Origin of the sequence: Noviherbaspirillum sp. Root189 (assembly GCF_001428545.1) — a bacterium.
GTDB lineage: Bacteria > Pseudomonadota > Gammaproteobacteria > Burkholderiales > Burkholderiaceae_D > Noviherbaspirillum.
The window spans coordinates 101875-126817 of sequence record NZ_LMHZ01000056.1 but is presented as its reverse complement, the minus strand read 5'-3'; the positions used below and the strand labels follow the sequence as shown (position 1 = coordinate 126817).

The following is a 24943-nucleotide window of genomic DNA, read 5'->3' as shown; positions in this document are numbered from 1 at the left end:
GACAGGAGCCTGTGAAAAACGACTGATTCCAATATTCCAATTGGTTTTATATGTCTTATATTTACGGAACGAGACGGTGGACAAACTCACTCGCGTAACTTCAATGCGATCTGCAGCATCAGGTGCGAACGGAAATGCCGCCAGTCGAACGGTCGTGCTGGCAGGAGCAACCGGTCTGGTCGGCAAGGAAATTCTGCTTGGTCTGCTGGCAGATAACTCGGTCACGTCGGTCCATTCGCTAGGGCGCCGTCCATTGGACGTCCAACATCCCAAGCTGATCTCGCATGTGGTCGATTTCAAGGCACTGCCAAGGCTTCAGGCAATTGATGAAACGTATCTCGCGCTCGGCACCACGATCAAAATCGCCGGTAGCCAGGCAGCGTTCCGATCTGTCGATTTTGACGCCAATCTGGCGGTGGCGCGAGCAACGCTGGCAACAGGCTGCCGCCGTCTCGGTGTGGTAAGCGCAATGGGCGCGAATGCGCAATCGACTGTATTTTACAATCGAGTGAAGGGTGAACTTGAGCAGGCGCTGGCGACGCTTGACTTCGAAGCCCTTGTCATAGCGCGCCCGTCGCTTTTAACGGGCGACCGCAACGTATTGGGTCAGCCTAGTCGATCCGGCGAGACTATTGGAAAGTATGTCAGTGCGCTGCTACGACCGCTCATTCCTTCGAACTTTCGTGCAATCGCTGCCATTGACGTCGCGCGGGCCTTACTTGAACGCGTACCCGTAGCACAAGGCCGCGAGGTGCTGCTTTCCGGTTCGATGCAAAGCAAGGGATCCCACGCTGGAGAAGAACTACGGTAGCGGCTATGCGACGGCCGGTGTGCTGAAGTCAGGATCATTTCAATCTCACCGACTCTATTTTACATAACGCAAATTATGAGCGATTCCGGTGCTACCAAGAAACATTCTGTCAAGCAATTTCCCATGAACATGGGATGCCAAATAACAAGGCCGGGGTTACTGTAAACCCGGCCTTTTTGTTTCATTGGAGAAATGATGCGTTACCCGAATTTACGCTATGGGAATCCGCAGGAATTGGCCTACCATGCGCAATTTATTGCCTTACCAGATTTAGCAAAACGCCTGCGTCGATCTGAAAGGACCGTACATGATTGGATTTCAGGCAAAACGAAAATGCCCTGGTGGGTTCCTGAAATTATCCGCCTGCAAAAGATGGAACATGCCGAACGACTTCGACAAATGAACATGCAACCTCGGCTCGCCCGCTTAGGTTTGGTTACCGGCGACGTTATCCAGTTCACACCGCCAAATAAAAAGCCGCATACTGCCGAACCTGCCGCAAAAGACCCATTCCATAAAACGGCATAGCCTAATAAATCAGGGAGCTTTAAATGAGAAAATCTATCGCCATCACCATCACGGTCCTTGCCATTGCCGGATGCGCAACCAACGCAACCGTCATTCCTCAGACTGGCGGGATATACAAAACGATTTCCTACGGACAGACGCAACCTATAGCGCTCAATGACGCGCTTTCTGGCGCTGAGTCTCAATGCTCACGGCTAAAAAAGCGATACGAAGTCTCAGACCAGAAAGACGAAACTATCCCGCAGGTTCCAAACACCGTTCTTGGCGAAATGCTCAATAAATCCGGGTTGATTAACCCGCCAGTTGATTACCGCGTAACGCTGACATTCACATGCGTTTAATGAAAAAGGCCCGGATCATCACCGGGCCATTTTTATTTCTTCTTGGCGCTCTTGCGCTTTTTGAATTGTCCGTTCGCCTTGCGTGCTGGCGTTTTCGGTTTGCGCTTTTTCGGCGCTGCTTTTTTCTTCGTCATTTTTTGCCTTTCACGTCATTGATAGTTTCTAGTACCGTCACGCGCTTTTCCATTGCTACACCCCACTTGAAAATAGCCGCCGCCAGCGATAGCACGCCCGCCCCGTTCAGCAATTGCAGGGTTTCAGCAATGGACATAATTACGCTGCCTTTTCGCGCTTGATAATTGCGATTAGACCGCCGATAAGCTGGCCCCACGCCGTTGCGCTTTTCCCGCCCGTCATCACCAGTTCACCAATGGCCGGAACCATCAAACCGAGTCCCGCCCATGTACTTGCTTCGTTAATGCGATCCATGCTTCCCCCTAGTTTTTTGGCATGCCAGCGGCTAGCCATTTAATAAAATCGACCGCTGGCATGTACTCAGACGCAGCCCACACGTCGCCCTCTTTTCGCGCCTTTGCCGCCTTCTCTGCATCCGTAAGTGGAATGCCAAGAATTGAGCCAGCAGAAGTCACCGCGCCCTTTACAACACCGTCTGCCAGATCAATCGCCCCGCTGCCGATGTCTTGCCCAACATTCTTTGCGCCCCGCGTTACCACGTACAAGAGCACCGCCGCGCCGACGCCCGCCGCCGCAATGACCAATGTCCGCTGGTTTATCACGTTGTCAGATTCCCGTAGTTAGAACCGACGCTTACGCCGTCATACGTGCTGGAAATGACTTTGCCCTTCAGGTAATACGTACCATCGGGAGAAATCGCCGTGCCGTCCGAGAAATAGCGCCACCCGTATCCGTTTTGCCCCGGCAGAGCCGAGTTTGGAATTTCGGTTGCAAACGACGATGCCGCGCCCCGTCGCTTGAGCACCATATATGCCGCCACCGCAACACCTGCGAAAATCAAAATGTCTTTTGCGCTCATGCCACCGCCGTTGTAGTTTCACCGCCCGCCATTGCGTAAATTTGCCGCGCTTTGTCGATCGTCATTACAGGTTGACCGTAAGGCGATCCGGGCAAGCTGGCCCACTCTTTTGCAATCTTCTTGATTGCCACATCAAACCGGCCCGCCAGCACGTCAGGAAGCGCCCCACGCGCTGCGATGCGCCCTACTGCTGCCGCATCCTGCGACGCTGGCGAAAAATCGCTTAAACCCATCATCTTGCGGGTTTCATCCCACGTCGACGCCAGCATTTGATATGCGCCCGCCGCCGTGCTCTTGTAACCGCTTTTCGTTACCGTGATGCGTGGATGATCGTCATACGATGTGAACATCTGGCCGCCAAAGATGCGACGATATCCCGCCTCATCTGCCGTGCCTTCCCCGGTACGGATCACGCGCAAAATTGCTTGCACGTTTGGATTAGTCAGAACGGATAAATCGACCGTTCGCATTGCTGAAATTTTCAAGAATCCCCCCGTTGCCGAGTCTAAGAAATTCGCCGCGGTTGCCGCTGCTGATTCAAGTTCGCTTGTAACGTCATCGACAAAATCTGAATCGCCTTCATCGTCTGTCACTTGTTCGCCCTGGCGCTTCTTCCATTCGTAGAAAGCCACGCCAAGGAGCAATCCATACGCGCAAATTAGGACTTCACGCCGCATCACTTACAGGCTCAGGACGTGGCACAAATGCGCCGTTGACATACTCGCCGCCAATGTAAGCATCTGGGTTGCCTGTGCATTCGGCCACCGCGTCATAATCCGGCGCGATGAGATCCGCAAAGGACTTATCAGCAACGATGATGTTTTGCACAATACCGCCCGATACAATCGCAAAAAGTTGTTCTGTCTTTTTCATTCGTACCACTCCACACGTGCATAACCAGAACCGCCAGCCCTGTTGCCGCCCGAAGCACCGGCCCCGGTATTAGCTGGTCCCGCTGACAAAGATTTAGCGCCGTTTGCAGGATGCGCTGCATATGGATAGCTGACTGTTACGCCATTGCCGCCGAAACCGTCCACGCCAACCACTACTCCTGTTGACGATCCCGTTTCAGGACCGAATGACCCGCTAGAATCCGTCGCACGAATCCCGTTTCCTGAGCCGCCGTAAGCGATTGCCACGCCGTCAAACGATGTATTTCCGCCGTCACTGCCGCCCGCCGCTCCGCCCGCACCAATCACGACCGCGCAAGACGCTTTTCCGTTCACGTCATACTTCGTTTTCACGACGTTGCCGCCCTGCCCCGCCGCATAGGTATTAGATGCCGTACCGCCGCCGCCGCCGACGAGGAACAGTTCAACGGTTTTTACGCCTGATGGCACTGTGAACGTGCCTGAAGCACGAAACTCCATCACGCGCAGAGTTTTGCCGCCGCTTGTACCAATTAAACCGGCCATTAGATTAGCTCCTGAATTCTGACGGACTGTCCCGCCGATGCGCTGATTCCATACCATGCCGCTGGCGCTGCCTGATCTTCAATCCATGTTTGGCCGGAAGCGATCTTGATCGCGCCGCCCGCGACTGTCACGCCAGCGCCGCCTAGGTACACGTCCGCAGAACCGTCATTTGTGAAGCGCAGGCCCTTGCGCAGCGCCGAGGCCGCAACCAATGCGGTTGCCACTGTGCCGACATTGACCGCCGCAATTTGATTGACCGTCGACGCCTGTTCAATGCGCAGGTTTGCCAACGCGCTGGTAAGGTCTACGTTGAAATGGTCATAGCCGCCGTCACCATCAAGCACCATGATTTTTATGGTCTGTGCCGTCGCATTGGTGATATCTATGCGATCAAACCCACCTGCCGGTTTCAGATAGAACCCGGTATCCATTTGGGTTGCGCTTGCTATTTCCTGACCTGCACGAAAGAACTTGATATCGACCGGCGAAGGACTTGACACCAGCCGGAAATAGTTGCCTCCGGTTTGTAGCTGCCAGATTGCCCCGGCCCCTAACGCTTGAATAAACTGTTGCATTATTTGAAGGCCCTCATAGCAACCAAGGCAACCGCAACCAAGCCCGCGATCACCAAATATTTACTATCTGCGGTCTGCTTCTCCGCTTGATACCCGGTCGCCGTGTCGTATGCCCGCCCGACGAGGTTCGCTGCATTGGAGCTTGCCTCAAGCGACATTTTTGTATTGTTGTCGTTCGCTTTGAAAGCGAGGTCGACCACATGACCGACCATGCCGAGCGATTCCGCCGCGCTGGTCGCAATCATTGACTGACCACGCGCCGCAAGGTCTAAGGAATCCCGGTTGACCTGTGAGGCGAAGTTCAGCGAACTACTATTCGCCCCAGATACGGCAGTAATTGCGTCTCGCGTTGCGAGGCTTGTCGCCGATAGTGCATCGCGAATGACAGACGAGTTAGCCGCAAGTGCACCGCCCACCGTTCGATCAGCAAGCGATAGCGACCCCATTAATGAGTCGCTCGCCGCAGTTACTACATTGCCACTCAGCGCCATTGCCTTAGCAATCGAGCCTAAATCAGACGTAGTTGTGTTTGTGATGACCGACAAGGCGTTACCGTCGCCGGTAATGCCTTGCGACGCGTTGTCTAACGCAACGCGCCGGTCATTATTTTGCGTTTCATTTACGGTGCTGCTACTGGAATTGCCGCCGCCGAATAAACCCATTTTTTTACCTCTTGAGCATTTTGAAAGCGACTAGCAAAGTAACGACGCCCGCAGCAATGCCGATCCATTGGCTTGCCGCTTCACGCGTCGCGCTGCTGGTGATCCCTCCGCTGCCGAAATTGACATTCCACCCCGAATGATCGTAGCCGCCCCCGAACGTATTACCGTCCGCCGACGAGGTAGCGTTCGACGCTGCCGCCGAACCTAACAGGTTGGCCGCCGCCACATATGGATTAGCGGCGGAAGCAACCGACGATGATCCTAGTAACTGACTCATCAACATCGTGCCAGCCGCCACATTTTGCGCGCTCATTACTTCACCAGCTTGTAAAGCACCACGCCCACCAGCGCCAAGCCAGCTAGCATGACCATGGGGTTTGACGCCATGGTGTTTGCAAGTTGACCCGGCACACGGTTAATGATCTGGCCTGTTGGCACCACATTGCCGTTTTGGTCGACGTAGTAGCTCTGCCCGTTTTGAAGCTGCGGCGTTGAAAACTTTTTCGTCGCCGCAGCCTTAACCACGAAGTCAAGCGTCTGTTGCCACCATGCAGGACCGCTATCAACGGTTGTTTGATCTTCGTCCATTCATGGCCCCGATTACAGGTTGTTCAGCAAATCGAGATATTCGACCTGGACTGTGATGACGTCAGCTTGCGAAACGGTTGCATTCCACTGCATGGACTGTGCATCTGCTGTCACCAGCATGCCGGACTGGTTGTTATCGACAATGAAGTCAGCGACATACAGACCCGCTTGAGGAACGCGACGGTTCTCAGTCTGGAAGTATTCATTGATGACCTTTTTAGTGTCATGAATCACCAGACCGTTTTTCTTCACTTCGAGTTCTGTCATATACGAATTGAAGAAGCCAACGCGCTTGATAATGCTCCCGCCCTGATTACCGTAAGGCAGTTGAATCGGGAACTTACCCGCCGCGCCCAGCGTCACGTTATAGCTCAGCAGCTTATTGATGACGCTGAGCTTCTTAGGACCAGACAGGACAGACCAACTTTCCAGCGTAGGAGCCGTAGCGCCTGTAATGGTGACTTCGAGAGTGAAGCTGCCGACGCCGTCCGCAGTGCCGATAGCGCCGAGGCTTTGGCCGACTTCATCACGAGCGAAAATTTCGGTGAAGTCCATCACCAAGTGCGAAGCGTCTGTCGCAAGGCCACGGAATTTGTTCAGCAAATCCAGCTTTGCGCCGGTTGTTTGCCAGATCACCTTACCGTTAAGTTTGGCCTTCAGATCGGTAATCATTGCCTTAGTAAAGGCAGTGCCGCCGAGTTCCAGAATGATGCGTTCGTATGTCATGCCCAATGGCAGAGACAACGACGCAACACCGGTTGCGACGACGTTAAAGAACGGAAGATTTTTCAGAATTTGCATGTGATGCCCCGATCTTAGGCGAGGTTAAAAACGACTTTTTTTGCAGCATCAACGCGGGAGATCACGGCAACTGCTGCCAGTGCGATCAGAGCGGTTTTCAGATATGCATTCATTTCGGTTCCTTAGAAAGAGTTAGTGACCAGTCTACGAACATCGGTAACGCGATAGACCAGAGCCATCGTCGCCACGACAATCAAAACTGTTTTTACGGTTTGGTTCATGGCTTGCGCCCCCTGTTGTAACGAGTCCCCATGTTGCAATTCCGACGCCCAAAAAACAAACAGCCTGCATATATGCGCAGGCTGTCAATAGATACCTCCTCAGGAACCCCTAGCGGAATTTGATTTTCCCGCGCTCCAATGGCTTTCCCGGCTCAAATCTGATGTATTGCAGAGGCATCAATTGGTCTAATTCCTCTCCCGGAATACGTGTTTTCCGGCATAGATAGGTCACATCGTCCGCACTGGCCGACATAAAACAGACGTACTCAGACGCATTGCCAAAGGCCGTTTTATCTGCCTCCGCCCACCGCTGCGAAATGCAGTACATTGTGATACCCCTCTTGAGACCCCTTCTAATGATGATCCCCCAAGCATCTGGCGCTTTTGCCGTGGTAGTCACGTCCGCAAGTTCCTCCGCAATTACTACCCCGCCACCATGGAACCGCCCCCAATGGAAGGCGCACCGGCAGAAGAAATTGAATTCTTCTTTTAGGTTTGCCGACGCGACATAGGCAACTTTCATTTGTCCCGGCTTGTCTGCCAGTCGCGCCAGTTCCGCCCGTGTTGTAACGCGTTGGAATCCACGGACCTGCGACCATTGGTCTTCAGGGTCCCAAGCGAAAATACGCTTATCCGAACGCGTCCGCCGTTCTACGTAGACCGTTTTCCCCGACCGGGTTTTCCCTGAGATGATGACAATGCGCCCGTCATTGGTTTGCATTGGCCGACGCCTCCTTTTCCTTCGCTTCCCGCGCCGCTGCCTCTTTCCGCTGCTGATTGTCGTGCTTTACCGCCGCCGCAGTTTCTTTTGCCAACGGCAGAGCGACCAGCGCAAAATTGATTTCAGCGCCCCACCGTTCGAAAATTGTCCCCATAGAGAGACCGTATTTCTGCATGAGTGGAGCCGACACCATGGCAAGCTGCTCCTGCCGCGCTTCCGTATATACCCGTTCCAGTGACGGATACAAAGGGAAGAACAGCGTAGTCGCAAACCGGATCACTTCCCGCGCTTCTGTTGCCGGGTCTATTGGCATCCCTCCTGAGACCCCCCCACCCTGCGCATCGTCCACTGGCTCCGCTTCGAGTACTTGACCCTGAATTGCCGCCAGCGATTCGGCCCGCGCCGGATCTCCTGTTGCTACCTCTTCACCTGCCTGACCCTGAATTTCCATGACTCCCCCTTAGCTAATCAATAACCCGTTGCCTGCTTTCGGCTTTGGTGCTGGTGCTGGTGCTGGTGCTGGCGCCGCAACCGGTTTTGGTGCTGGTGCCGGCGCATTGCGCTGCATTGCCTCAGTCCATTCCGCATGCTGGCCAGTACCCGGCCTTGCGTATGGCGCACGCCCGCACCAGTCGCAGGAATAGGACAGTGTTTGCTTTTCGTTCTGGAAAACGACTACCGGCGCACCGTGATCGTGAGATTCGCACCGCTGGCCCTCGCATGCCATGATTCCGGCCCGTACCTTAGCCATGCTTCAGCCTCCCTAATGCCTTCTCGTTAAATTCCTGGCGTACTTCGACATGCTCGCCGTTCTGCACGCCACTGATAGCGACCGTTATTTTGTCGCCGTCGATTGCCTCAACTGTGCCTGCCAGCCCCGCATATTTGCCGACGTTGACCCGCACGACGTCATGTATACGTGCCTCATCCCCTTTTTTCATCCCATCGCCCCCTGTAGTTCCTTCCAGTTGAGAAAAGCCGCCAGCTTGCGAAGAAATCCCTTCACCTGACCCGGCAGAAAAAACCCGTACTGCTTCCAGAGCGCGACCGCTTCGCGCTCCAATTCCTGATGCTGGCCGCTTTGCCCCTCAGTTGACATGCACGGCTTGCCTGTTATTTCGCATTTCATCGGATATCCCTGAAAATGCCCCGTCTGGCCGGGGCCACGCCATTGACAACCGCTGCGCAGGTTAACGGTCTGCTGCTATCGGCCAAGTAGCTGCAACGAGGTCGCGTCAATTCTTTTTTGATGCAAATTTCCATGTGGCCTGATCTATCTCTTTTGCCTGCCGCCTGATTTCCGGCCAATCAACCCACGCGGGAGCGGAAAATTTTTTGTTTTTTACCGCTTCAATGACTGCATCAGTGCTCTTTTCCATCTTTGCGGATATGTCGCCGTAGTCAACTTGCGTACAGTTATTTACACCAGTCCAAGGAACGGCAACGGCAAAAGCCTCTACCTGCTTACGAGTCCATACGTAACGAACCGACTCATATATCCTTGTCGGTTCGCCCTCGCGATTGACGCACGCGGCCTCATAGACGCCAACCGGCTTAGCAGCCGTATATGTCGCGTACTTGCCTTCAATATCCGCCTCTCTACAAGCAAGCCTAATTGCGCCCATGCGCCCAACAACCGGACCACCTTGGGCTTTGAGGTACGCAGCCCACGAAGCCTGTTTTGCAACTTCCGGCGAACCTTCAATTTTTTGGACGGCTTGCCACGCTTTTTTAAGTGCCTCTGAACCGCCCTGTACTGTCTCTGCTTTGATCCTGCGAAGTTCACGCCATACCCCCACCGGCGCACCGCCGATTTGCTGAAATTGACGAATGCCCCACGTCTGCGACCAATACGTGACGCGCTGCGAAGGCGTTATCTCCATATCGCCGATCAAGTCGGCAACGACAATATGCCCTTCGATTGTTCGATGATCTCCGACAGCTTCACCGTCGATATTTTTTGAAACGTACTTTGCAATGTATCCCGCTGCGCTGCCCTTTTCCGGGTTGATGCGCACGAACTTAACGCGGTTTTTTTGCGCCCCGGCTTCGTCGCCGTCTTCAGCGAGCGCATACGATTTGATAATTTGTTCATAGGTCTCTACGTGTTCCGGCGCAACGAACATCAGCATGTGCCAATGTGGGCAACCGTCATGGTGCGGCTCAGCAATGCGGAATCCATAGGCATGGATTCCCCGCCTATGCAGCGCAGCACGCGCACGCGCCCATACGCCCACCAGATGCTTTTGCGCCTGTCTAGGTGTAGGCGAGCCGAACGCGATGTATTTGGGATTGGCCTCGCCGCTTGCCGACAAGACGCCGTGATATTTCGATGGTGCAGTGAGCGTGCCGAACACGCCCACATGCTTCAGGTCCGTTGCGATTTCCTCGAAGCCCCGGATACGCGTCATAAGTTCGCCACGCCTGATAGTCTTATTCGACATACCTAAGGAGGCCAGATGTGCGAGTGTGTAGCTTTGTCCGAGTTCGTTTTGCACTTCGATGGAAGCAAGCAGTTTTTCATTCTGCTTATTGCGCCTTGCCTGCCGCGCCGCACTCTCATTCGACAGATATGGACCTGTACGATAGCTGGTAAAGCCCAACTGTATAGCCGCATGTTCAAAACGGCGGGCATGCGCTTTCCGAATGCTGCGAATCCACCAACCCCGGTCAACAGCACGAGCAATCTTTTCACTAGGCTTTTCTCCCTCAGGTTCCGGCACTTCGCGCCGCGCACATTCCTGGCGGATTTCATCAAGAATCGCATCGACCGTCTTAATACGATCTGCAACCGCGTAGCAGTGACGCGACGCCGCGTCACCCGCCTGATAAATCGCATCATCCCCGGCATCCAGTGGCAATGGGCCGGATTCGGCCCCATGCAGCACTTCTAGCTTTGCAATGTGCTTTGCAATGCCGTCACGAGCGAACAGCGCAGACAGCGCAACGCCCATGCGACGCGGCAGGCCGGGAATGTACGGATAATTCATTGCAGCGTAGTTTTTGCCGTAATGCCGTCAAAACAATGTGCCGCGACTTCGCCATGATCGTTGACCTTGCCACCAGTGCAGCACCTTTGAAGGTCAGGCAGGAACCGCAGCATGTGACCGATCTCTGCATGCACTCGCGCACGCTCCGCCGCATCCAATGCCAGCAATGGCCCCTTGCCCTTCTTTGCGTCAATCCCGGCCATATGGCACACCATCTGCCGCATGCGTTGAGGCATACGGTTCCAGTAAGCCGCCCGCACGGCCTCAGCGTCTGCCAGTTCACGAGCCTCTAGCCGTTTTGCAGCTGCGAGCGCTTCTTTTGCCAGCGCCCTACCCGCTGGCGTAGGTCCGCACGTTGTAACCGGCGCAGATGCTGCCATGAAGGACGGATGCCACACGTTAGAAACCCGGCGCACGACTTCTGTATGATCGTGATCGCCGCTGTCATAGTCGCCAATGTCACCATCCAGATCGCGCGCGCCCATGGTTAAGCCGCCTGCTGCTGCAAAAGATAAATGTTCGAAACGCGCAGATGTACATCGCGCTCGACTGCACGCCAGTCAAACGACGAATAAAGGGATTTCATGAATTTGCGAGCGTTTTCCGCCGCTTCGCCGTCTGGGAAAGTTAAGGCTTTGTCCGCCTTATAAGTGACCGCCACCACGTCGAAATGTGACGTTGCGTCGGCGAGAAACAGCCCGCATGCGGCGCAACGGAGAATGAATTCTGATGTGTTTTTGTTACCAGTTGTAACGTTCATAACGGCCCCTTGGTCTTATCTCCCTTGGTCAGAATGCCGTCAGGCACTAGAAAACTAGCCGACCAAGGAAGCTTTTCGTAGGAATTGCCTGACGACATGTCGGAATATAGTCTACTGGTCTGATACTCGTCAACACCTCTGATACCGGTTGATGGTAAATTGACCGTGTACTACCATTCGCACATCCGATTAATTTCGGTTTTCCTCGACCAAGGAGCAATAAATGAAACCGTCCGAATATCTCGACGCATTGCGCGCCGAGCTTAAATTGCCGTCTGATTACGCGCTGCAAAAGGAATTAGGCGTGACAAAGGCCGCTATCAGCAAATACCGGAATAACAAGGCCCATTTTGATGATGCAGTGTGCCGCCGCGTCGGTGCGCTTCTGAATAAGCACCCCGGAATTATCATGCTTGATATGCAGAGACAGCGAGCACGCGAGCCTGAGGATCAGGCAATGTGGAATACGATTCTGGAAAAATTTTCCATGGGTTTTAAAGGCCTCATGTCGCAGGCTACCCCGCGTCGCAGAAGGCTTGCAACGCGGTGACATGAGGTTTTAGGGTAGCACCGGCATAAGGCAAATTAGGCGTAATTTTCCTGTGGCAGCCGTTTCAAAATGTCCACATCTGGCCAGATTCAAATGTCCATTCTACGGCTAGGCGATGCTGAAGGTTCCTTCCTGTTTAAGGAGCCCAGTGATGGCAAACCAAGGACTGATTACCATGAGTATGCGGGGGTAAGAATCTGAAAACGGCAGCCGGCAAGCTTATATCCTTAACTGACCGCTTTCTTTGAATGCAAGGGGTTTGCACCGCCGTTTTTGCCTCCTTTTAATGGGTTGGTCAGCGGATCGCTTTCACCCAGCTGTGTAAGTTGCTCATCGCGCAATGGTTTCGGAAGCGCCGCAAGACTGCGCGCAGTGACATAGAATGCTTGAAGGTTCGGTTGCTTGTGGAGAAGCGCTTTAAAGCCGGGCACGAAATCATGATAGGTTGCGATGGATGCCAGGTGCGCGTTGTTGAGTGGTTGGGCAAACCAGTCGTCGTAGCCGGAATACCCGCCCCAGCTTACTTTCAGCGTACCGAATTCGTCTTTCAGGCCATGTAGGATCTGCAATTTACGGGCGCGCTTTTCCGAGGTGGATTTTTCGCTGGTGTACAGGTCGGCGAGACGTTCCCGGTATTTCGTCAGGAGCGTCAGAAATTCTGTCTTCCGTTTTTCATAGGCAGTGAGCTTCTTCTGGACACCTGCCGCACCGAATTTGGCGATCCATCGTTGCACGCCCTCCTCGGCTACCGTCACTGCAAAGGATTCGTTGAATTGAGAATCGCCCTTTGCATACAGCACCTGGTGCGCAAGTTCATGAAAGATCAGGCGCGCAAGTTGCGGTTCGGCGTAGTTGACGAAGCTGGAGAGCACAGGGTCATTAAACCATCCCAGGGTCGAATAAGCCGGAACTTCGGAAACATGCACATCATAACCAGCCTTCTGCAACGTTCGCGCATAGGAAACGGCATCGGCCTTGTTGTAATAGCCGCGATAGTTGACACAGCCAGCGATCGGAAAGCACCACTCGACGGGCTGAAGCGATAGTTGCGTCGTCGCGATGACGTTCCATGCAACATAGGGACGCCCTATGTCGACGTAGGTGCGGTAACTGTCGTTATCAGGCAAGCCGAGTTCGTGTACCGCAAAGTCGCGAATCTGCTTGATCTTTGCAAGCCGGACTTTGAGGTCAACCTCAACAGACGGGTCCTTGAGACAGTCATCGATGGGACGCGCGCCCATGACAATCGCCAAATGCCCACAGATTGCCTGCGCATAATATTGAACAAAGGAGTAACTCGCGAGCAGCGAAACAAGCAGCCCGCCAGCGATAACTCTGTGGATTCTCTTATCAGGCGGAAATATTCTACGTAAGGTTGATACGAGCATGTGATCGTTGCCTATCCCTGACGCGTGCAGACACCTAAATAGACCTTTCAGTCAAAGAATAGTTTGTGGGAAGCCAGAAATTGTTGTCTTCCTGCCCATCGTTCCTTTGTATCTGAGAAATGCTCGCCATGGACTCGGCATCCCGGTTACTCCGTATCACGCCTCCTAAGAGTTCACATAGCGTAGTTTGCCTCGCCGTGAATCCCACCTGCTTTCTGCAGGCGGCGCATTGCTGTTCGCACACGGTCTGCGAGTGCTGAATTGCGTACCGGAATGTCCCGTGCGGTAATACTTTTGAGCACGCCGTCATCAGCCAAGATCCATAGCTTCTTTTTCGCCCTTGAAAAGGCCGTATAGACGATGCCGCGATGTACGAAGTTTGGCGAACCATTGGTGCAAATGAAGATCACTACATCGTATTCCGAGCCCTGTGCCGCATGAACAGTCATTGCATAAGCCAGGCCGATTGCTTCGAGATCCTTGCCGGGAAATTCTATTTGCCGGCCATCGTCCAGTTCGAGGCACACCGCAAGGACATTCCGCCCCGAACGGTCGACATGTGCATCGCGGATAAAGCCGGTGTCGCCGTTGACCACCTGCTCGCTCCGCTTGTTACCCTCAAGGTCTTCGCCCAGATCAATGACAATATTCTTGCGAACGATGATCCTGTCGCCAATGCGCAGGCTGGTACCCACCACACGTTCACCATCCGGGTTCAAACTTTGACGCAGCAATTCGTTCAGGTACGTGATGTTCCAGCCCGGTACATGGATGTCACCCTTTCGACGTGGCATGAGCAGGCCGACGCGAGGCATGCCATGGCGCTCGATGGCTTTGAGGTAAGCGGCGATGACGCGTGACATACCCACGTCATCCGGGGCCGGCAGTCGACGTGAGAACATGACATCGGTGCGGTCTTCGCAATCCACCTCCCCTTTTCCTGCCTGCCGGACCACGTCGAGGATACCGCCGTCGTTTCGATGCGTATGTGTTAACCTGTGATGGTCGAACGGCATTTCGAGAAGATCTTTCAGCATCTGGCCCGGCCCGACGGAAGGTAGTTGATCGACATCCCCAAGAAAAATAATATGTGCCTCGTAGGGCACGGCGTCCATTAAGGCTCGTGTCAGGGCGAGGTCGTCCATCGACGTTTCATCGGCAACGATGATGTCCGCGTCGAGCAGATTGTCTTCATTGAACTGGAATCCCTCCACGCCTACCCCGAGCATGGCATGGATGGTTGTCGCTGAAAATCCGAAGCGCCTGACCCTTGCTGAAAGCACTTTGGCCGCCTTGCCGGTAGGCGCACAAAAGAGAATCTTTTTATCTCGCGTAACATGGACCAGGATTTCCATCAGCGCGGTCTTGCCGCAACCGGGCCCGGCCGTCAATGTGTGGACGGAGTGCATGGAAGTCAGGATGCCGAGAATCGCCTTTCGCTGTGATGGATCCAGTCGGAACTGCTGTCCCGTGTCCGAGAGCATTTCCTCTGCTGCGGCAATCTCGGACAACAATTGTTCTTCGGGCTGCCGCGTAATCGGCTCTGCCATTTGTAGGGCGCGGACAGCAAGATTGCGGGCAAGCGTCCGTTCCGAAATCCAGAGATGACGCGGATAGTATCGGTCGCCATCGACAACGAGAGGTTGCTTGCGATCACGGGCAGCAGCCATGGCGCGCTCGGCGCTGACGTCCGGATCGATCACGGCGATGCGTTCCGACAGGTTTTGCAGACTGAGATAGGCATGTCCGTTCTGCTCACATCCTTCGCGCAAAGCATGCGTGGCCAATGCCGCGAGGCGGAACTCATGAAACCGCGGAAACCCGATTGCACGTACGGCGATCAGGTCTGCTGCGGTAAACCCGTAACCGTCAATATCCTGGATCGGCGCATAGGGGTCTTTGGAAAACAATGCCCAACCAGCTGAAATCGGTTCCGGTTTATCTTCGACCCGGGGTGCGAGCCATTCCGCTACCTTGCGAAGCACCGCATCCTTGATGCCTATCATGCCGATACGCGTCGACAGATCGCGGTAAAGCAAACCTTTGAGGTCTCCGGCCCCGGCGACAGAAACCTTGCGTTTGGTAATCCTGCTGAAATCAAGAGAATACGGATTGGTCACCAGCTGATCCCGCAGCGCCGAGAGATTGCCGCGATGGCTGTCGATGATCTTGCGGGCGGTGACTTCGCCGCAGCCCTTGAAGTTCTTGCGCAGATGACGAACCAGCGCTTCTTCGTCTAACGGGATATCGATCGCCGCCACTTCGCAGTCGAACTGCTTGCCGAATTTTGGATGCTGGACAATACGGCCATCCATCCGATAACGGTTTCCTTCCGCGAGACCGACCAGTGACTCTCCGGTGACGACAAGATGGTCTCCATCTTCGAGGCGTACGATGCCCCTTCCCCACCGTTCGTTATAAACCTGACAGGATGTGAGTATGCCGACTATCTGCTGTGTCATCGGATGCTTGGTGCAGGTGAAAAAAAACCGGCATTTCCAGAGCCTGGAAAATGCCGGTGAGCTGATACGGGGTCCTGCTTTGGAATGCTGTACCGCGTGATCGCAGTATCGAGCCGGCCATTGCCTGGAACTCAGAATGGAATCGCGTCGTCAATGAAATCGTAACGCGAACTTTTGGCCTGCTCGGTAGCCGTGCTTTCCCGCTGTTCCGCCGTGTCCTGGGGTGGATGTGACGCTTCGCCTTCGTGCTCGTCATCGTGTGGACGTGCGCCCAGCATGCGGAGGTCGTCGGCAATGATTTCAACAGCCGTGCGTTCGACATCGTCCTTGCCTATCCACTTGCGTGTCTGCAGGCGCCCTTCCACATAGACCAGCGAACCTTTCTTCAGGTATTCACCCGCAATCTCGGCCAGCTTGCGATACAGGACGACACGATGCCATTCGGTCGTCTGCTTGCGCTCACCGGAGGACTTGTCCTTCCAGCTTTCGTTCGTCGCCACCGTCATCTGCGTGACGGCATCGCCGTGCGCTGTGACCCGGCGCTCAGGATCGCGTCCGAGGTAGCCAATCAAGGTGACTTTGTTCAGTGTTGCCATGACAATCTCCAAGGTGGATGAAATTATTGAATTTCAAGGCGCAAGCCTTGTTCGCTGTGTACGCCGGGTACTGCTATACCTGCCTTTAGCGCGGCAGCGATCGCGCGCTTGTTGGGTGTCGGTGCCGGTGGCTCGTGGTGCGTGAGGAATTCCGGCTCCAGTGCGGCGGGGTCATCGACAACGACCGTCAACGGATTTTTTCGCACGGCCATCGAAAACAGCGCCGTCGTCACCCTCTCCCGTCCGGCCGTCTGCATCAGATCCAGGATGAGCTGCCGGCCTCGCTGCGCCGCACGTTCGAGAGACGCATGACGCGCTTCCAGATTCGCAATGGTCTGCTCGACGCCGCGCGTTGCCGATTCGATGTTCCGCACCATCTTGGCAAGGTTTTCCAGGCGGGCATCGAGCGGCTCCGACAGGCTTTCCAGCGTGTCCTCAATAATTTGAGGGTCGTCGTGCCGCTCGGCCAGCAGTTCGGCGAGCTGCCGGTATTGCGCAGCCAGCTCGAACGCTTCAAAGATCGGATTCATGCTGCTATCCCGAATTCAGCGTCGTTATGCACTTCGAGCAGAGCTTTCCGCTCGTCCTTTAATGCCGTCAGTTCAGCCAGGGCTTCCGCATCGGGCAATGAGTTGGCAACACGGTAGGCCACCGAAAATGCGCGGTACAAATCGTCCAGTGTGCTCGCACGGTTGATCGCATCCGACATCGCGGTCTTCTGATCCGCTGACATGACCGTGGTTGAGCGAGGTCCGTCAACGCCGGAATTAAGCCAGCTGAGCAGCTTGCGGCCGGTTTCCATGTCGGGGCGGAAGATCTCGCCATCGAACAAACGTGTACGGTCTTTGCCTGTGTAGGCCATGTGCTGTACATCGAGTTCGAAGAAAGTGGTGAATTCGTACTCGATGCCGTCACGCATGATTGGCGCGAGGCCGATCTTGCGCACCACTTGCTTGCCGGTGCGCTCATCCTTTTCCTGCACGTATTCGGTCTTTGCACGCATCGTCGCAATGATGTGGCAGCGACTCTGCAGCAAGGCCTCAACCAGCGCATTGTGTTCCGGTGTCACCTGGCGCCATGCCTGCCAGCTATTGCCTGACTTGTCAGCAATCTTGCCCTGACGATCGAGCGAGCCGCCCTCGCCGGTCCATGCATGCGTCAGACTGTCAATGATAATGGTCGATACGCCGAGGTCTTCCAGCGCATGGATTGCTTCGATATAACGCGCAGGCGTGTATGGCGGCGACAGCGAAAGAACGTCATAGCCTTCAGGGAGCAGATCGGCATACAGATCGCCGCTCCCATGCTCGGTATCGATCATGCCGATGCGGCCGCCGAGTCCACCGGCGATTTGCAAGGCTGAATAGGTTTTTCCGCTGCCTGCCGGTCCGGACATGCCGAGACGGAGCTTTGCGCGGCGCTTGGTTGCGCGGTGAATTTCAAATGTAGCCATGGTAAGTCGTGTCCTTTCTCGTTCCTCGTCTTCAAACTGCTCCTGACGGCCGATCTGCTCATACCACTGCAAGCCGCCATCATCCATATCAACTTGGCAATCCATCAAGCGATCCCAATCATTGAGTTTCCCAACACACTACCAAACAGGTAGCGTTAAAGAAGTCGATTCGAGCCTGCGAAGCGTATTCATTTGCTCCTTAGTGCAGATTCTTGATATCGGCCTGGTCCAGCAATGCCGCTTCATCTACTTCTTTGGTGCTTCCTTCCAGGAGCAAGGCAGCATGCGCCGCCGTCATGCGACCCGCGTCGACCGCATCGCGCAGTACCTGCTCGCGCGCCGCCACATCGCTGCCAAGCGAAGGTGTCCAGTGTGCGGGCTCGCGCCGCAGACGCGCCTCGAGTACGCACTTTACATACAGCTCCCGGAACACTTTTTGCGCAGTGCCCGCATCGCCGGAATCCAGCAGAGGCAGGACTACGCCCCAGGCATGCGCCATTTCTTCGGTCCACACGACAGAGGTTCGCTCGTCACGCGGCAGCATTGCCCAAGCCTCATCCGGTGTAGGACGACCATCTTCAAGGCGCAGCAGGATTTCCTTGACGCGAAGCGGACCCTGTAACTCGAGCCGGCAACGCGCCAGTGCCGCCAGCACGTCGTCTTCACCGAAGTCAGCCAGATCGTCCGCAAGCATCTCGGCGGCAGCCCGCGACAACACCTGTCCGCAGACTTCCGCAGTCAGCGTGATCGCTTCAATCAATTCGCGGTAGCCGATGTCTCGGCGCGGATTGTTCGAGGCCACACGCTCTTTCCATTGGGGATAGTGAATTTTCGTTTTGCTCATAAACCGTTTTACCGTTCTCAAAATTTGCAAATGCGAGCGTGGGTGTGCCTAACAACAACCAAAATGGTTGCATAACTTCATCCAACCCTGGCGTTGGTGAGGTACACTGCCGAACTCAATGAGCAGCGAACGGACCGGCATCGGCTGTTGCGGTGCAGTCCTGTCGGACTTCGCTGCATGGCTTCGACGGTTGCGTGAATGACGCTGCTATCAGGGAGATGTCAAATGGCGATGGACAGTGCACAAATCCGGCATAAGAACTTTCAAAAGCTTTATACCGACTTTGTCGACCAGCGCCCCCATTTGCCGCAACGCGGCATGCTCAAACTCTTCGCAGAGCACCTAGGTTTGTCGAACCGATACCTTAGCCACATCAAATGCAATCGTAAAAATATCGGAAGCAGTGTCGCTCGCATGATTGAAGAGCGACTCAGGCTGCCGCGTGGCTGGATGGATCGGGAACATGACCGGTTAAATCCACCGGTCGATGAGAACGAAAAGCTGTTTGTCGACATGGCACTCACCCTGTTTCGATCACAGCAAGCGGAGGCACGGGAGTTCATGATCAACCTGTTGCGCCAGCGTCTTGAGGCTTCGCCCTCAAAGCCAAAAACCCGGCTCAACGCCGGAAAATGATGCTGTTCCTCAAGCCCGATAAACTCCTAAAGTTCAACTTTCATCGTTCAATTGATACTGTATGTATATACAGTATATTTTAATCAAAACCGCTTCTGACTACAACATGAATTTCGGTTTTTTTTCGAAAATATCGATGTATTTTTTAACTTCGGGGCATTGCTGCAACATGTTGATATTTAAAGAATTTTTCCACGCGGAAAGCACTTTTTAAGGACGAACTTACCTTTGTTTCATATGGGTTTTTATACAGGGTTTTCAAGGGATTTTAAAGTGAAAAATGCCTCTTTTTTCAGCAATTTCCAAGCTGAAAAAAGAGGCTCGTGAACTACCATTCGCTGTCTTAAAAAGCCGCGATTCCGATTGAAACCCTCCCACATCGTCGCACTGACTATGCCAGGTTCCGTTTTTCTCCAAATGTCTGCTGGGCCAGATATAAGGGCCGTGTCGGGAACGCGAAATCGACACCGAGGCGGCGGAACTCGCGCAGTATTGCCAGGTTGATTTCTTGCTGAATGTCCATGTACCGATTGAAGTCGAGAGTCAGTACGTAATAGACCACTTCAAACTGCAATGCACTTTCCGAATAATTGCGAAAATGAGCACGGTCGATGCGCGTCAAATCACTCGTGGATTTGACAATGCTTGACACCATTGCCGGGATTTTTTCTACCAGGTGATAGGAGGTCTCATACGAAATTGAGAATTTAGCTTGCGTCCCTTGTGGTCTGATGTCATTCGCTCAACATGCAGACCTGTATTCGACCTGGAACGTTCCGTGGGATCATTGTGGCATTCGTATGCCAATGCTGTGCCTTAACAGGCGCGTTTCATCCGGGCAAAAAAATGCCCTCTGCTCGATGCAGAGGGCGTAGTACAAGCTTTGGGTCTTATATCAACTACTACGGCGTTTCGACGGAAGACTTTAGCTTATGCGTCGAATTAAGCGTGTTCATGGTTTCTTTGTCGCAACGGGGCGCGGCTTACGCAGTTCTGAAGATAAAGGTCCAGCCTGAAATGGGGGCGCGACTGAAAGCCGCAATGACTTGCTCGCCGCTTAATGTCGGCCCTTCATTGAAACCTTCTCTTCACATTGTAACGAGGGAAACTTTCTGGGCGGGCATCAAGTAAGGGAAACAAGGGAAACAGAACCTCTCGCCTAAGCTGTCATCAAACAGGCAATGTCATGCCGAACGACCGCCGAGAGGTATCGCAGGCATGCACTATCGCGCCACGTCACACTAGCATTTAAGGAGTCTCGATGAGCAAACCGCCCTCTCCAACCGAGCCGTCCTCAACCACTCGCAATCCCGGAGACGAAGCCGCACCGGGGACTGAGCAAACCGGCGAAAATACGTGTCCGGTCTGTAATGGAAGCGGCCGTACCGCGAATGACACGGTGTGCACCAATTGCGGCGGCAGTGGAAAAGTCATTGTCATCGTCGGCGATGCCTGACGAGACGCACGGTCCTCGGCTGCTGAATCCTTCTGCCGGTCAATGTGTCGAACGCCATGCCCAGCGACTGGTAGGTGCGCTGCGCATTGACGTTATCCTTTTCAACATAGAGTCGGAAACGCTGTTGGCTGCGAAGTATGGTGCGCGATAAGGCAGCATCCTCCGCCAACCGGTGAAGGATGCAAGGCAAATCAAATTACTGGTTGACCAGTTTCCAGTTACCGTTGTCGATGGTCAGCATGACGCGGGCATTGTTTTCAAGACCGAAGTGATCCTTGGGCGTGTAACGCACCACGCCCTGCGTGATCGTGATGCCTTTGGTGGATTCCAGGTTTTCCTTTAGCGCGGCGCGGAATTCTGGCGTGCCCGGTTTGCCCTTTTTGAGCGCCTGCGGCACGATGGCCTGCAACAGCAGGTAGGCGTCGTAGCCGTGCGCAGCGAACTGGTTGCGTGTCCCCGCCCCGAACTGTTTTTCGTAGCGTTCGACAAATTCGGTTGCCAGCTTCTTGGACGGATGATTGTCAGGCAGTGCTTCGGGCATGACGGCAAGGCCAGCGACGACGTAGGAACCTTCGACATCCTTGCCCCCGATACGGATCAGGTCACGCGATGCGGCGCCATGTGTCTGGTAAATCTTGCCCTTGTAGCCGCGTTCGATCAATGCTTTGTGCGGCATCGCCGAACCGCTGCCCGAAGCGCCGATCAGAATGGCATCCGGTTTGGCCGATACGATCTTCAAGGCTTGCGCGGTTACGCTGGTATCGGCACGGGCAAAACGCTCTGTAGCGACCGGCTTGAGGCCGGCCTTTGCGGCCTGTTCGTTAAAGGCCTTGAGCCAGGTTTCACCATAGGCATCGGAGTAGCCGAGATAGGCGTAAGTCTGTACGCCATGGGCTTTCATATGTTCGATTACAGCGCTGGACATGAGTGGCGTCGATTGAGCGACACGGAAGGTCCATCCGCCCTTGCCTTCCGGCAGATCCACCGGGGATGTAGAAATCTGCACCGTATTGCCTTCAGAAGCGACATCCGCCAATGCAACCGATGCGGGCGTTGCGGTGGAACCCACGATCACGTCGACCTTGTCTTCTGTAATGAATTTGCGGCCGTTCTTCGCCGACTGGGTTGTATCCGACGCATCATCCAGAATGATCAGCTTGACTTTTTCTCCACCGATCGTATCCGGCCACAGCGAAATGCCGTTCTTGGTCGGAATGCCAAGGCCGGAAGCCGGACCGGTCAGCGGCAGGCTGACGCCGACAGTGATGTCGGCCTGAGCATAGCCTGCGGCCAAGACGGCGATTGCAGCCAGAATTGGTTTGAACGATGCTTTCATGTTGTCTCCTCGTGATTCGTCGAATAGTTTAAATAGTTTGAATAGTCAGTAATATGCCTCGCCGTGCGGACCTAATGCAGTCTTCAGCTAGTTGCCAGCGTGTTTTTAAATTTGTTATGGTGGATAACAGTTATTTACTATAATTAACTCGTCCAATGAATGCAAGCATGGCCTGCTCCGTCGTGGTTTACTGAGGGGTAGTCACACATAGCTAAACTGCACACGCGGTGTTCCATCAACGAAATGTTTTTTCAGATCGCTGGATTCACTCCATCTCTGTGCGAAGGCAAATCTTTCGCAATAGTGACTTCAATTGCTGTTTCTCCGTCGCAGTGAGCGCGCCGGTAATGCGATCGTCATGGTCCTTGACGGCTTTTTTGTAACGCTTGAGTTGCTTCTGCCCTTCGCGCGTCAGGTGAAGGTTATACGAACGCCTGTCGCCGGACGCCTGACGCTCGACCAGTCCCGTTTCTTCAAACCGGTCGATAATCGACACTACGCCGGAGCGGGCGATTCCCATGACTTCCGCAAGACGCGTCTGGGAAATTCCAGGGTTGTTTCCGATAATGACCAGTGATGAAAACCGCTGCGGCGTGATGTCTTCAGCAGCAAGGGCGGCGCCAAAGTCTTCGTAAATCGAAAGCTGGGCGCGGCGCACTGCGTATCCGACCAGTTCGTCAAGGACGTCGTAGTTGATTCCTTCGATCCTTGCGTTGAAATGCACCATGTTTTCTTTCGGATCTGATTTTTTGTTGCTGGACAAGGCAAACCCCTTTGGATGGCGATTGTGTATTCTTTAGAAACTGTGGCTTCTTTCGCGCGCCGTCGCTGTCTGCTCGCTAAGATGTAATTGAATAAACACGAGACTGGGCGACTCGCCGCTGCGGCATTGTATCCTGTGCAACTTCAAAACCGTGAATTTCAGCAATCTGTCGTGCATCTCAATGACGAAACCTGCTACCGGGCTGCTAGTGAGCCCGGTCGTGACATTTTCAATGAACCAGTGCGAATTGTGTTCGAATAAATAACTGTTATATAGTAGAACAATAAACTGGCGGCGCAAGAAATCAAGGAGTCGTCGCTCAGCGGATCAATTGAGGAGACTGACATGAAAGTTGCAATCGCCGGCGCCGGTATCGGTGGGCTTACATTAGGGCTGATGCTCCATGAACGCGGTATCGAAGTCGAGATCTTCGAAGCCGTCAATGAAATCAAACCATTAGGCGTCGGCATCAATCTGCTGCCGCATGCAAGCCAGCAACTCCTGCAGCTGGGTTTGGAAGAATGTCTTGCTGAAAGAGGCATAGAAACATCTACCCTCGCCTACTTCAATAAGCTTGGACAGGAAATCTGGCGCGAGCCGCGCGGACGTGCCGCTGGCTATCCGTATCCGCAATTTTCCATCCACCGTGGTGAGCTGCAGATGGCGCTGCTGGAGGCGGCAGGCAAGCGTATCGGTGACGGCCATATCCACGCCGGACATGCGTTTACGGCGTTCGAACAAGCTGGCGACAAGGTCGTATCAACGTTTACGCGGCGGGTCGATGGTTCCGAAGTAAGGGTCGAGAGTGACGTACTGGTCGGCGCAGACGGTATTCATTCTGCGGTGCGCCGTTTTCTCTATCCGACCGGTGACGAGCCTCGTTTTTCCGGCCGCATGTTATGGCGTGCTGTCACGGAAGGCGAGCCGTATATGGACGGGCGTAGCATGTTCATGGCCGGACATCAGGACCAGAAATTCGTCTGCTATCCGATTTCCGAACCTTTGCGCCAGAAAGGCCGTTCGCTGATCAACTGGATTGCCGAGCTACGGGTGCCAAATGGCGAGTTGCCAAAAACAGACTGGAACCGCAAGGTAGACAAATCGGTGTTCGAGCAAGCTTTCCAGACCTGGAAATGGGATTGGATCGATATCCCCTCCGTGATCAACGGCGCAAGCGAAATCTATGAATTCCCGCTGGTGGATCGCGATCCCGTGCCGCGCTGGACCTTTGGTCGGGTCACTCTGCTGGGTGACGCCGCCCATCCGATGTATCCGATCGGATCGAACGGCAGCGCGCAAGCAATCCTTGATGCACGCTATTTGAGCGACTGCCTTGCTACCGATCCAAACACTTTGTATGCCTTGCGCGAATACGAGGCCGAACGCCTGCCGCGTACCGCAGGCATCGTCTTGCGCAACCGCATGAACGGGCCGGAACAGGTAATGCAGATGGCGGAGGAAAAGGCGCCGAATGGATTCCGGCATGTGAATGATGTTATTCCGCAGGAAACCCTGGAAGCGATTTCCTTGCGTTACAAAAGGCTTGCCGGTTTCGACAAGGACTCCCTCAAATCATGAGCCAGGTATCGAACATTGGTCTGCGCAGCATCGCCAAACTGGAGATCGAGGTTGTCCCTCCGGTTGTGCTGGGAGAACTTAACGGCACCGAACGGCGATTTGTCTCGATCAAGGGCGGAAGCGTCAATGGCCCGCTGTTCAGCGGGACCATTCTCCCGGGCGGCAGCGACATTCAACTGGTGCGCGCGAATGGAACGATCGAACTGGTGGCCCGCTATGCGCTCGATCTCGGGCCATTCGGTACGGTGCTGGTAGAGAACACCGGTATCCGGCGTATGGTAGACGCGGCCGATGTCAATGGACATGCCTATTTTCGTGGCGTAATGCGTTTTGAAGCGCCGCGTGCCACGCTTGGCTGGCTCAATGACACCGTGTTTATCAGTACGGGATATCGGGATGGCAGCATTGTCTACCTGGAAGTATTTGAAGTACTTTAAGAGCGTTCAGCAACATCCCGTAACGTCGCTATGCCGC

At 54.4% G+C, this 24943-nt stretch carries 36 protein-coding genes; 8 read left to right on the top strand and 28 right to left on the bottom strand.

What is annotated here, in order from left to right; all coding sequences use genetic code 11:
• The first annotated feature begins 76 nt into the window (after positions 1-76).
• The 3 genes from ASE07_RS23480 to ASE07_RS23470 all read left to right on the top strand — a co-directional run bounded on the left by ASE07_RS23480 (position 77) and on the right by ASE07_RS23470 (position 1680).
• Entirely contained in the window at positions 77-811 is a 735-nt protein-coding gene (locus ASE07_RS23480) for a nucleoside-diphosphate sugar epimerase (RefSeq protein ID WP_235548588.1), read from the top strand.
• A 192-nt stretch (positions 812-1003) separates the two neighbouring features.
• Entirely contained in the window at positions 1004-1339 is a 336-nt protein-coding gene (locus ASE07_RS23475; protein ID WP_156396941.1) for a hypothetical protein, read from the top strand.
• Positions 1340-1362: 23 nt separating this feature from the next.
• Positions 1363-1680: a hypothetical protein gene (locus ASE07_RS23470; protein WP_057293243.1), complete on the top strand. Its 318-nt coding sequence runs from the start codon at positions 1363-1365 to the stop codon at positions 1678-1680.
• A 130-nt stretch (positions 1681-1810) separates the two neighbouring features.
• On the opposite strand, the gene ASE07_RS29115 is transcribed toward ASE07_RS23470, so the two are convergent.
• The 19 genes from ASE07_RS29115 to ASE07_RS23390 all read right to left on the bottom strand — a co-directional run bounded on the left by ASE07_RS29115 (position 1811) and on the right by ASE07_RS23390 (position 11407).
• Positions 1811-1951 (bottom strand): hypothetical protein, encoded by a 141-nt coding sequence (locus ASE07_RS29115; protein WP_156396939.1) that lies wholly within the window; start codon positions 1949-1951, stop codon positions 1811-1813.
• Between the two features lie 2 nt (positions 1952-1953).
• Positions 1954-2109, bottom strand: a complete 156-nt coding sequence (locus ASE07_RS29110; RefSeq protein WP_156396937.1) for a hypothetical protein — start codon at positions 2107-2109, stop codon at positions 1954-1956.
• Between the two features lie 8 nt (positions 2110-2117).
• Positions 2118-2417, bottom strand: a complete 300-nt coding sequence (locus ASE07_RS23465; protein ID WP_057293242.1) for a hypothetical protein — start codon at positions 2415-2417, stop codon at positions 2118-2120.
• Positions 2414-2674, bottom strand: a complete 261-nt coding sequence (locus ASE07_RS23460; protein ID WP_057293241.1) for a hypothetical protein — start codon at positions 2672-2674, stop codon at positions 2414-2416. The genes ASE07_RS23465 and ASE07_RS23460 overlap by 4 nt, the downstream gene beginning before the upstream one ends.
• Positions 2671-3159, bottom strand: a complete 489-nt coding sequence (locus ASE07_RS23455) for a glycoside hydrolase family 24 protein (RefSeq protein WP_235548587.1) — start codon at positions 3157-3159, stop codon at positions 2671-2673. The genes ASE07_RS23460 and ASE07_RS23455 overlap by 4 nt, the downstream gene beginning before the upstream one ends.
• A gap of 181 nt (positions 3160-3340) precedes the next feature.
• The gene (locus ASE07_RS23450; RefSeq protein WP_057293240.1) at positions 3341-3547 is read right to left on the bottom strand and encodes a hypothetical protein; all 207 of its coding nucleotides are present in this window, start codon (positions 3545-3547) and stop codon (positions 3341-3343) included.
• Positions 3544-4089, bottom strand: coding sequence for a glycine-rich domain-containing protein (locus ASE07_RS23445; RefSeq protein ID WP_057293239.1), 546 nt, complete (start codon positions 4087-4089; stop codon positions 3544-3546). Before ASE07_RS23445 ends, ASE07_RS23450 begins: the two co-directional genes overlap by 4 nt.
• The gene (locus ASE07_RS23440; RefSeq protein WP_057293238.1) at positions 4089-4664 is read right to left on the bottom strand and encodes a hypothetical protein; all 576 of its coding nucleotides are present in this window, start codon (positions 4662-4664) and stop codon (positions 4089-4091) included. Before ASE07_RS23440 ends, ASE07_RS23445 begins: the two co-directional genes overlap by 1 nt.
• Positions 4664-5326, bottom strand: a complete 663-nt coding sequence (locus ASE07_RS23435) for a hypothetical protein (RefSeq protein ID WP_057293237.1) — start codon at positions 5324-5326, stop codon at positions 4664-4666. Before ASE07_RS23435 ends, ASE07_RS23440 begins: the two co-directional genes overlap by 1 nt.
• A 4-nt stretch (positions 5327-5330) precedes the next feature.
• A complete protein-coding gene (locus ASE07_RS23430) occupies positions 5331-5639 on the bottom strand; it encodes a hypothetical protein (protein WP_057293236.1) in 309 nt (102 codons plus the stop codon).
• Positions 5639-5914 carry a hypothetical protein gene (locus tag ASE07_RS23425; RefSeq protein WP_057293235.1) on the bottom strand — a complete coding sequence of 92 codons (276 nt, stop codon included), beginning with the start codon at positions 5912-5914 and terminating at the stop codon, positions 5639-5641. Before ASE07_RS23425 ends, ASE07_RS23430 begins: the two co-directional genes overlap by 1 nt.
• Before the next feature lie 12 nt (positions 5915-5926).
• A complete protein-coding gene (locus ASE07_RS23420; RefSeq protein ID WP_057293234.1) occupies positions 5927-6715 on the bottom strand; it encodes a major capsid protein P2 in 789 nt (262 codons plus the stop codon).
• A gap of 330 nt (positions 6716-7045) precedes the next feature.
• Entirely contained in the window at positions 7046-7657 is a 612-nt protein-coding gene (locus ASE07_RS23415) for a hypothetical protein (protein WP_057293233.1), read from the bottom strand.
• The gene (locus ASE07_RS23410) at positions 7644-8108 is read right to left on the bottom strand and encodes a hypothetical protein (protein WP_057293232.1); all 465 of its coding nucleotides are present in this window, start codon (positions 8106-8108) and stop codon (positions 7644-7646) included. The genes ASE07_RS23415 and ASE07_RS23410 overlap by 14 nt, the downstream gene beginning before the upstream one ends.
• A gap of 292 nt (positions 8109-8400) precedes the next feature.
• Positions 8401-8598 carry a KOW motif-containing protein gene (locus ASE07_RS23405; protein WP_057293231.1) on the bottom strand — a complete coding sequence of 66 codons (198 nt, stop codon included), beginning with the start codon at positions 8596-8598 and terminating at the stop codon, positions 8401-8403.
• Positions 8595-8756, bottom strand: coding sequence for a hypothetical protein (locus tag ASE07_RS29105; protein ID WP_156396935.1), 162 nt, complete (start codon positions 8754-8756; stop codon positions 8595-8597). The genes ASE07_RS23405 and ASE07_RS29105 overlap by 4 nt, the downstream gene beginning before the upstream one ends.
• A gap of 136 nt (positions 8757-8892) precedes the next feature.
• On the bottom strand, positions 8893-10647 hold the full coding sequence (locus tag ASE07_RS23400; protein WP_057293230.1) for a replication endonuclease: 1755 nt from the start codon (positions 10645-10647) through the stop codon (positions 8893-8895).
• The gene (locus ASE07_RS23395; protein WP_057293229.1) at positions 10644-11132 is read right to left on the bottom strand and encodes a hypothetical protein; all 489 of its coding nucleotides are present in this window, start codon (positions 11130-11132) and stop codon (positions 10644-10646) included. Before ASE07_RS23395 ends, ASE07_RS23400 begins: the two co-directional genes overlap by 4 nt.
• Before the next feature lie 2 nt (positions 11133-11134).
• Positions 11135-11407 (bottom strand): hypothetical protein, encoded by a 273-nt coding sequence (locus ASE07_RS23390; RefSeq protein ID WP_057293228.1) that lies wholly within the window; start codon positions 11405-11407, stop codon positions 11135-11137.
• Between the two features lie 223 nt (positions 11408-11630).
• Between ASE07_RS23390 and ASE07_RS23385 the strand changes: the two genes are divergently transcribed.
• Positions 11631-11957 (top strand): transcriptional regulator, encoded by a 327-nt coding sequence (locus ASE07_RS23385; RefSeq protein ID WP_057293227.1) that lies wholly within the window; start codon positions 11631-11633, stop codon positions 11955-11957.
• 227 nt (positions 11958-12184) lie between these two features.
• Here the strand turns inward: ASE07_RS23385 and ASE07_RS23380 are convergent, their stop codons facing one another.
• From ASE07_RS23380 to ASE07_RS23355, 6 genes are all read right to left on the bottom strand, one after another.
• Entirely contained in the window at positions 12185-13345 is a 1161-nt protein-coding gene (locus ASE07_RS23380; RefSeq protein WP_082584415.1) for an aminopeptidase, read from the bottom strand.
• A gap of 173 nt (positions 13346-13518) precedes the next feature.
• On the bottom strand, positions 13519-15807 hold the full coding sequence (locus ASE07_RS23375) for an AAA family ATPase (RefSeq protein ID WP_082584414.1): 2289 nt from the start codon (positions 15805-15807) through the stop codon (positions 13519-13521).
• A gap of 131 nt (positions 15808-15938) precedes the next feature.
• Positions 15939-16403 carry a single-stranded DNA-binding protein gene (gene ssb / locus ASE07_RS23370; RefSeq protein ID WP_057293225.1) on the bottom strand — a complete coding sequence of 155 codons (465 nt, stop codon included), beginning with the start codon at positions 16401-16403 and terminating at the stop codon, positions 15939-15941.
• Between the two features lie 23 nt (positions 16404-16426).
• The gene (locus tag ASE07_RS23365) at positions 16427-16933 is read right to left on the bottom strand and encodes a siphovirus Gp157 family protein (protein WP_057293224.1); all 507 of its coding nucleotides are present in this window, start codon (positions 16931-16933) and stop codon (positions 16427-16429) included.
• A complete protein-coding gene (locus ASE07_RS23360) occupies positions 16930-17961 on the bottom strand; it encodes an ATP-binding protein (RefSeq protein ID WP_235548585.1) in 1032 nt (343 codons plus the stop codon). Before ASE07_RS23360 ends, ASE07_RS23365 begins: the two co-directional genes overlap by 4 nt.
• Positions 17962-18055: 94 nt before the next feature.
• Positions 18056-18700, bottom strand: coding sequence for a hypothetical protein (locus tag ASE07_RS23355; protein ID WP_156396934.1), 645 nt, complete (start codon positions 18698-18700; stop codon positions 18056-18058).
• Between the two features lie 225 nt (positions 18701-18925).
• Between ASE07_RS23355 and ASE07_RS23350 the strand changes: the two genes are divergently transcribed.
• Positions 18926-19336 carry a hypothetical protein gene (locus tag ASE07_RS23350; RefSeq protein ID WP_057293221.1) on the top strand — a complete coding sequence of 137 codons (411 nt, stop codon included), beginning with the start codon at positions 18926-18928 and terminating at the stop codon, positions 19334-19336.
• 391 nt (positions 19337-19727) lie between these two features.
• On the opposite strand, the gene ASE07_RS23345 is transcribed toward ASE07_RS23350, so the two are convergent.
• The gene (locus ASE07_RS23345) at positions 19728-20036 is read right to left on the bottom strand and encodes a mechanosensitive ion channel domain-containing protein (protein WP_268793466.1); all 309 of its coding nucleotides are present in this window, start codon (positions 20034-20036) and stop codon (positions 19728-19730) included.
• 561 nt (positions 20037-20597) lie between these two features.
• Between ASE07_RS23345 and ASE07_RS23340 the strand changes: the two genes are divergently transcribed.
• A complete protein-coding gene (locus tag ASE07_RS23340; RefSeq protein WP_057293219.1) occupies positions 20598-20792 on the top strand; it encodes a hypothetical protein in 195 nt (64 codons plus the stop codon).
• Between the two features lie 196 nt (positions 20793-20988).
• Here ASE07_RS23340 and ASE07_RS23335 read toward each other — a convergent pair whose 3' ends face one another.
• Positions 20989-22128 carry an ABC transporter substrate-binding protein gene (locus tag ASE07_RS23335; RefSeq protein WP_057293218.1) on the bottom strand — a complete coding sequence of 380 codons (1140 nt, stop codon included), beginning with the start codon at positions 22126-22128 and terminating at the stop codon, positions 20989-20991.
• Positions 22129-22393: 265 nt separating this feature from the next.
• On the bottom strand, positions 22394-22891 hold the full coding sequence (locus ASE07_RS23330; RefSeq protein ID WP_235548584.1) for a MarR family winged helix-turn-helix transcriptional regulator: 498 nt from the start codon (positions 22889-22891) through the stop codon (positions 22394-22396).
• 345 nt (positions 22892-23236) lie between these two features.
• On the opposite strand from ASE07_RS23330, the gene ASE07_RS23325 reads away from it, so the two are divergent.
• Complete coding sequence (locus ASE07_RS23325) at positions 23237-24469, top strand: flavin-dependent oxidoreductase (RefSeq protein WP_057293216.1); 1233 nt, start codon at positions 23237-23239, stop codon at positions 24467-24469.
• Positions 24466-24906 (top strand): DUF3237 family protein, encoded by a 441-nt coding sequence (locus ASE07_RS23320; RefSeq protein WP_057293215.1) that lies wholly within the window; start codon positions 24466-24468, stop codon positions 24904-24906. Before ASE07_RS23325 ends, ASE07_RS23320 begins: the two co-directional genes overlap by 4 nt.
• The last annotated feature ends 37 nt before the right edge of the window (positions 24907-24943 follow it).

Excerpts from the sequence above, each read along its gene's own strand:
- ASE07_RS23475 (WP_156396941.1), top strand. The coding sequence starts at position 1,004 with ATGATGCGTTACCCGAATTTACGCTATGGGAATCCGCAGGAATTGGCC.
- ASE07_RS23470 (WP_057293243.1), top strand. The coding sequence starts at position 1,363 with ATGAGAAAATCTATCGCCATCACCATCACGGTCCTTGCCATTGCCGGA.
- ASE07_RS29115 (WP_156396939.1), bottom strand. The coding sequence starts at position 1,951 with ATGTCCATTGCTGAAACCCTGCAATTGCTGAACGGGGCGGGCGTGCTA.
- ASE07_RS29110 (WP_156396937.1), bottom strand. The coding sequence starts at position 2,109 with ATGGATCGCATTAACGAAGCAAGTACATGGGCGGGACTCGGTTTGATG.
- ASE07_RS23460 (WP_057293241.1), bottom strand. The coding sequence starts at position 2,674 with ATGAGCGCAAAAGACATTTTGATTTTCGCAGGTGTTGCGGTGGCGGCA.
- ASE07_RS23450 (WP_057293240.1), bottom strand. The coding sequence starts at position 3,547 with ATGAAAAAGACAGAACAACTTTTTGCGATTGTATCGGGCGGTATTGTG.
- ASE07_RS23445 (WP_057293239.1), bottom strand. The coding sequence starts at position 4,089 with ATGGCCGGTTTAATTGGTACAAGCGGCGGCAAAACTCTGCGCGTGATG.
- ASE07_RS23440 (WP_057293238.1), bottom strand. The coding sequence starts at position 4,664 with ATGCAACAGTTTATTCAAGCGTTAGGGGCCGGGGCAATCTGGCAGCTA.
- ASE07_RS23435 (WP_057293237.1), bottom strand. The coding sequence starts at position 5,326 with ATGGGTTTATTCGGCGGCGGCAATTCCAGTAGCAGCACCGTAAATGAA.
- ASE07_RS23430 (WP_057293236.1), bottom strand. The coding sequence starts at position 5,639 with ATGAGCGCGCAAAATGTGGCGGCTGGCACGATGTTGATGAGTCAGTTA.
- ASE07_RS23425 (WP_057293235.1), bottom strand. The coding sequence starts at position 5,914 with ATGGACGAAGATCAAACAACCGTTGATAGCGGTCCTGCATGGTGGCAA.
- ASE07_RS23420 (WP_057293234.1), bottom strand. The coding sequence starts at position 6,715 with ATGCAAATTCTGAAAAATCTTCCGTTCTTTAACGTCGTCGCAACCGGT.
- ASE07_RS23415 (WP_057293233.1), bottom strand. The coding sequence starts at position 7,657 with ATGCAAACCAATGACGGGCGCATTGTCATCATCTCAGGGAAAACCCGG.
- ASE07_RS23410 (WP_057293232.1), bottom strand. The coding sequence starts at position 8,108 with ATGGAAATTCAGGGTCAGGCAGGTGAAGAGGTAGCAACAGGAGATCCG.
- ASE07_RS23405 (WP_057293231.1), bottom strand. The coding sequence starts at position 8,598 with ATGAAAAAAGGGGATGAGGCACGTATACATGACGTCGTGCGGGTCAAC.
- ASE07_RS29105 (WP_156396935.1), bottom strand. The coding sequence starts at position 8,756 with ATGTCAACTGAGGGGCAAAGCGGCCAGCATCAGGAATTGGAGCGCGAA.
- ASE07_RS23400 (WP_057293230.1), bottom strand. The coding sequence starts at position 10,647 with ATGAATTATCCGTACATTCCCGGCCTGCCGCGTCGCATGGGCGTTGCG.
- ASE07_RS23395 (WP_057293229.1), bottom strand. The coding sequence starts at position 11,132 with ATGGGCGCGCGCGATCTGGATGGTGACATTGGCGACTATGACAGCGGC.
- ASE07_RS23390 (WP_057293228.1), bottom strand. The coding sequence starts at position 11,407 with ATGAACGTTACAACTGGTAACAAAAACACATCAGAATTCATTCTCCGT.
- ASE07_RS23385 (WP_057293227.1), top strand. The coding sequence starts at position 11,631 with ATGAAACCGTCCGAATATCTCGACGCATTGCGCGCCGAGCTTAAATTG.
- ASE07_RS23380 (WP_082584415.1), bottom strand. The coding sequence starts at position 13,345 with ATGCTCGTATCAACCTTACGTAGAATATTTCCGCCTGATAAGAGAATC.
- ASE07_RS23375 (WP_082584414.1), bottom strand. The coding sequence starts at position 15,807 with ATGACACAGCAGATAGTCGGCATACTCACATCCTGTCAGGTTTATAAC.
- ssb (WP_057293225.1), bottom strand. The coding sequence starts at position 16,403 with ATGGCAACACTGAACAAAGTCACCTTGATTGGCTACCTCGGACGCGAT.
- ASE07_RS23365 (WP_057293224.1), bottom strand. The coding sequence starts at position 16,933 with ATGAATCCGATCTTTGAAGCGTTCGAGCTGGCTGCGCAATACCGGCAG.
- ASE07_RS23360 (WP_235548585.1), bottom strand. The coding sequence starts at position 17,961 with ATGGATTGCCAAGTTGATATGGATGATGGCGGCTTGCAGTGGTATGAG.
- ASE07_RS23355 (WP_156396934.1), bottom strand. The coding sequence starts at position 18,700 with ATGAGCAAAACGAAAATTCACTATCCCCAATGGAAAGAGCGTGTGGCC.
- ASE07_RS23350 (WP_057293221.1), top strand. The coding sequence starts at position 18,926 with ATGGCGATGGACAGTGCACAAATCCGGCATAAGAACTTTCAAAAGCTT.
- ASE07_RS23340 (WP_057293219.1), top strand. The coding sequence starts at position 20,598 with ATGAGCAAACCGCCCTCTCCAACCGAGCCGTCCTCAACCACTCGCAAT.
- ASE07_RS23335 (WP_057293218.1), bottom strand. The coding sequence starts at position 22,128 with ATGAAAGCATCGTTCAAACCAATTCTGGCTGCAATCGCCGTCTTGGCC.
- ASE07_RS23325 (WP_057293216.1), top strand. The coding sequence starts at position 23,237 with ATGAAAGTTGCAATCGCCGGCGCCGGTATCGGTGGGCTTACATTAGGG.
- ASE07_RS23320 (WP_057293215.1), top strand. The coding sequence starts at position 24,466 with ATGAGCCAGGTATCGAACATTGGTCTGCGCAGCATCGCCAAACTGGAG.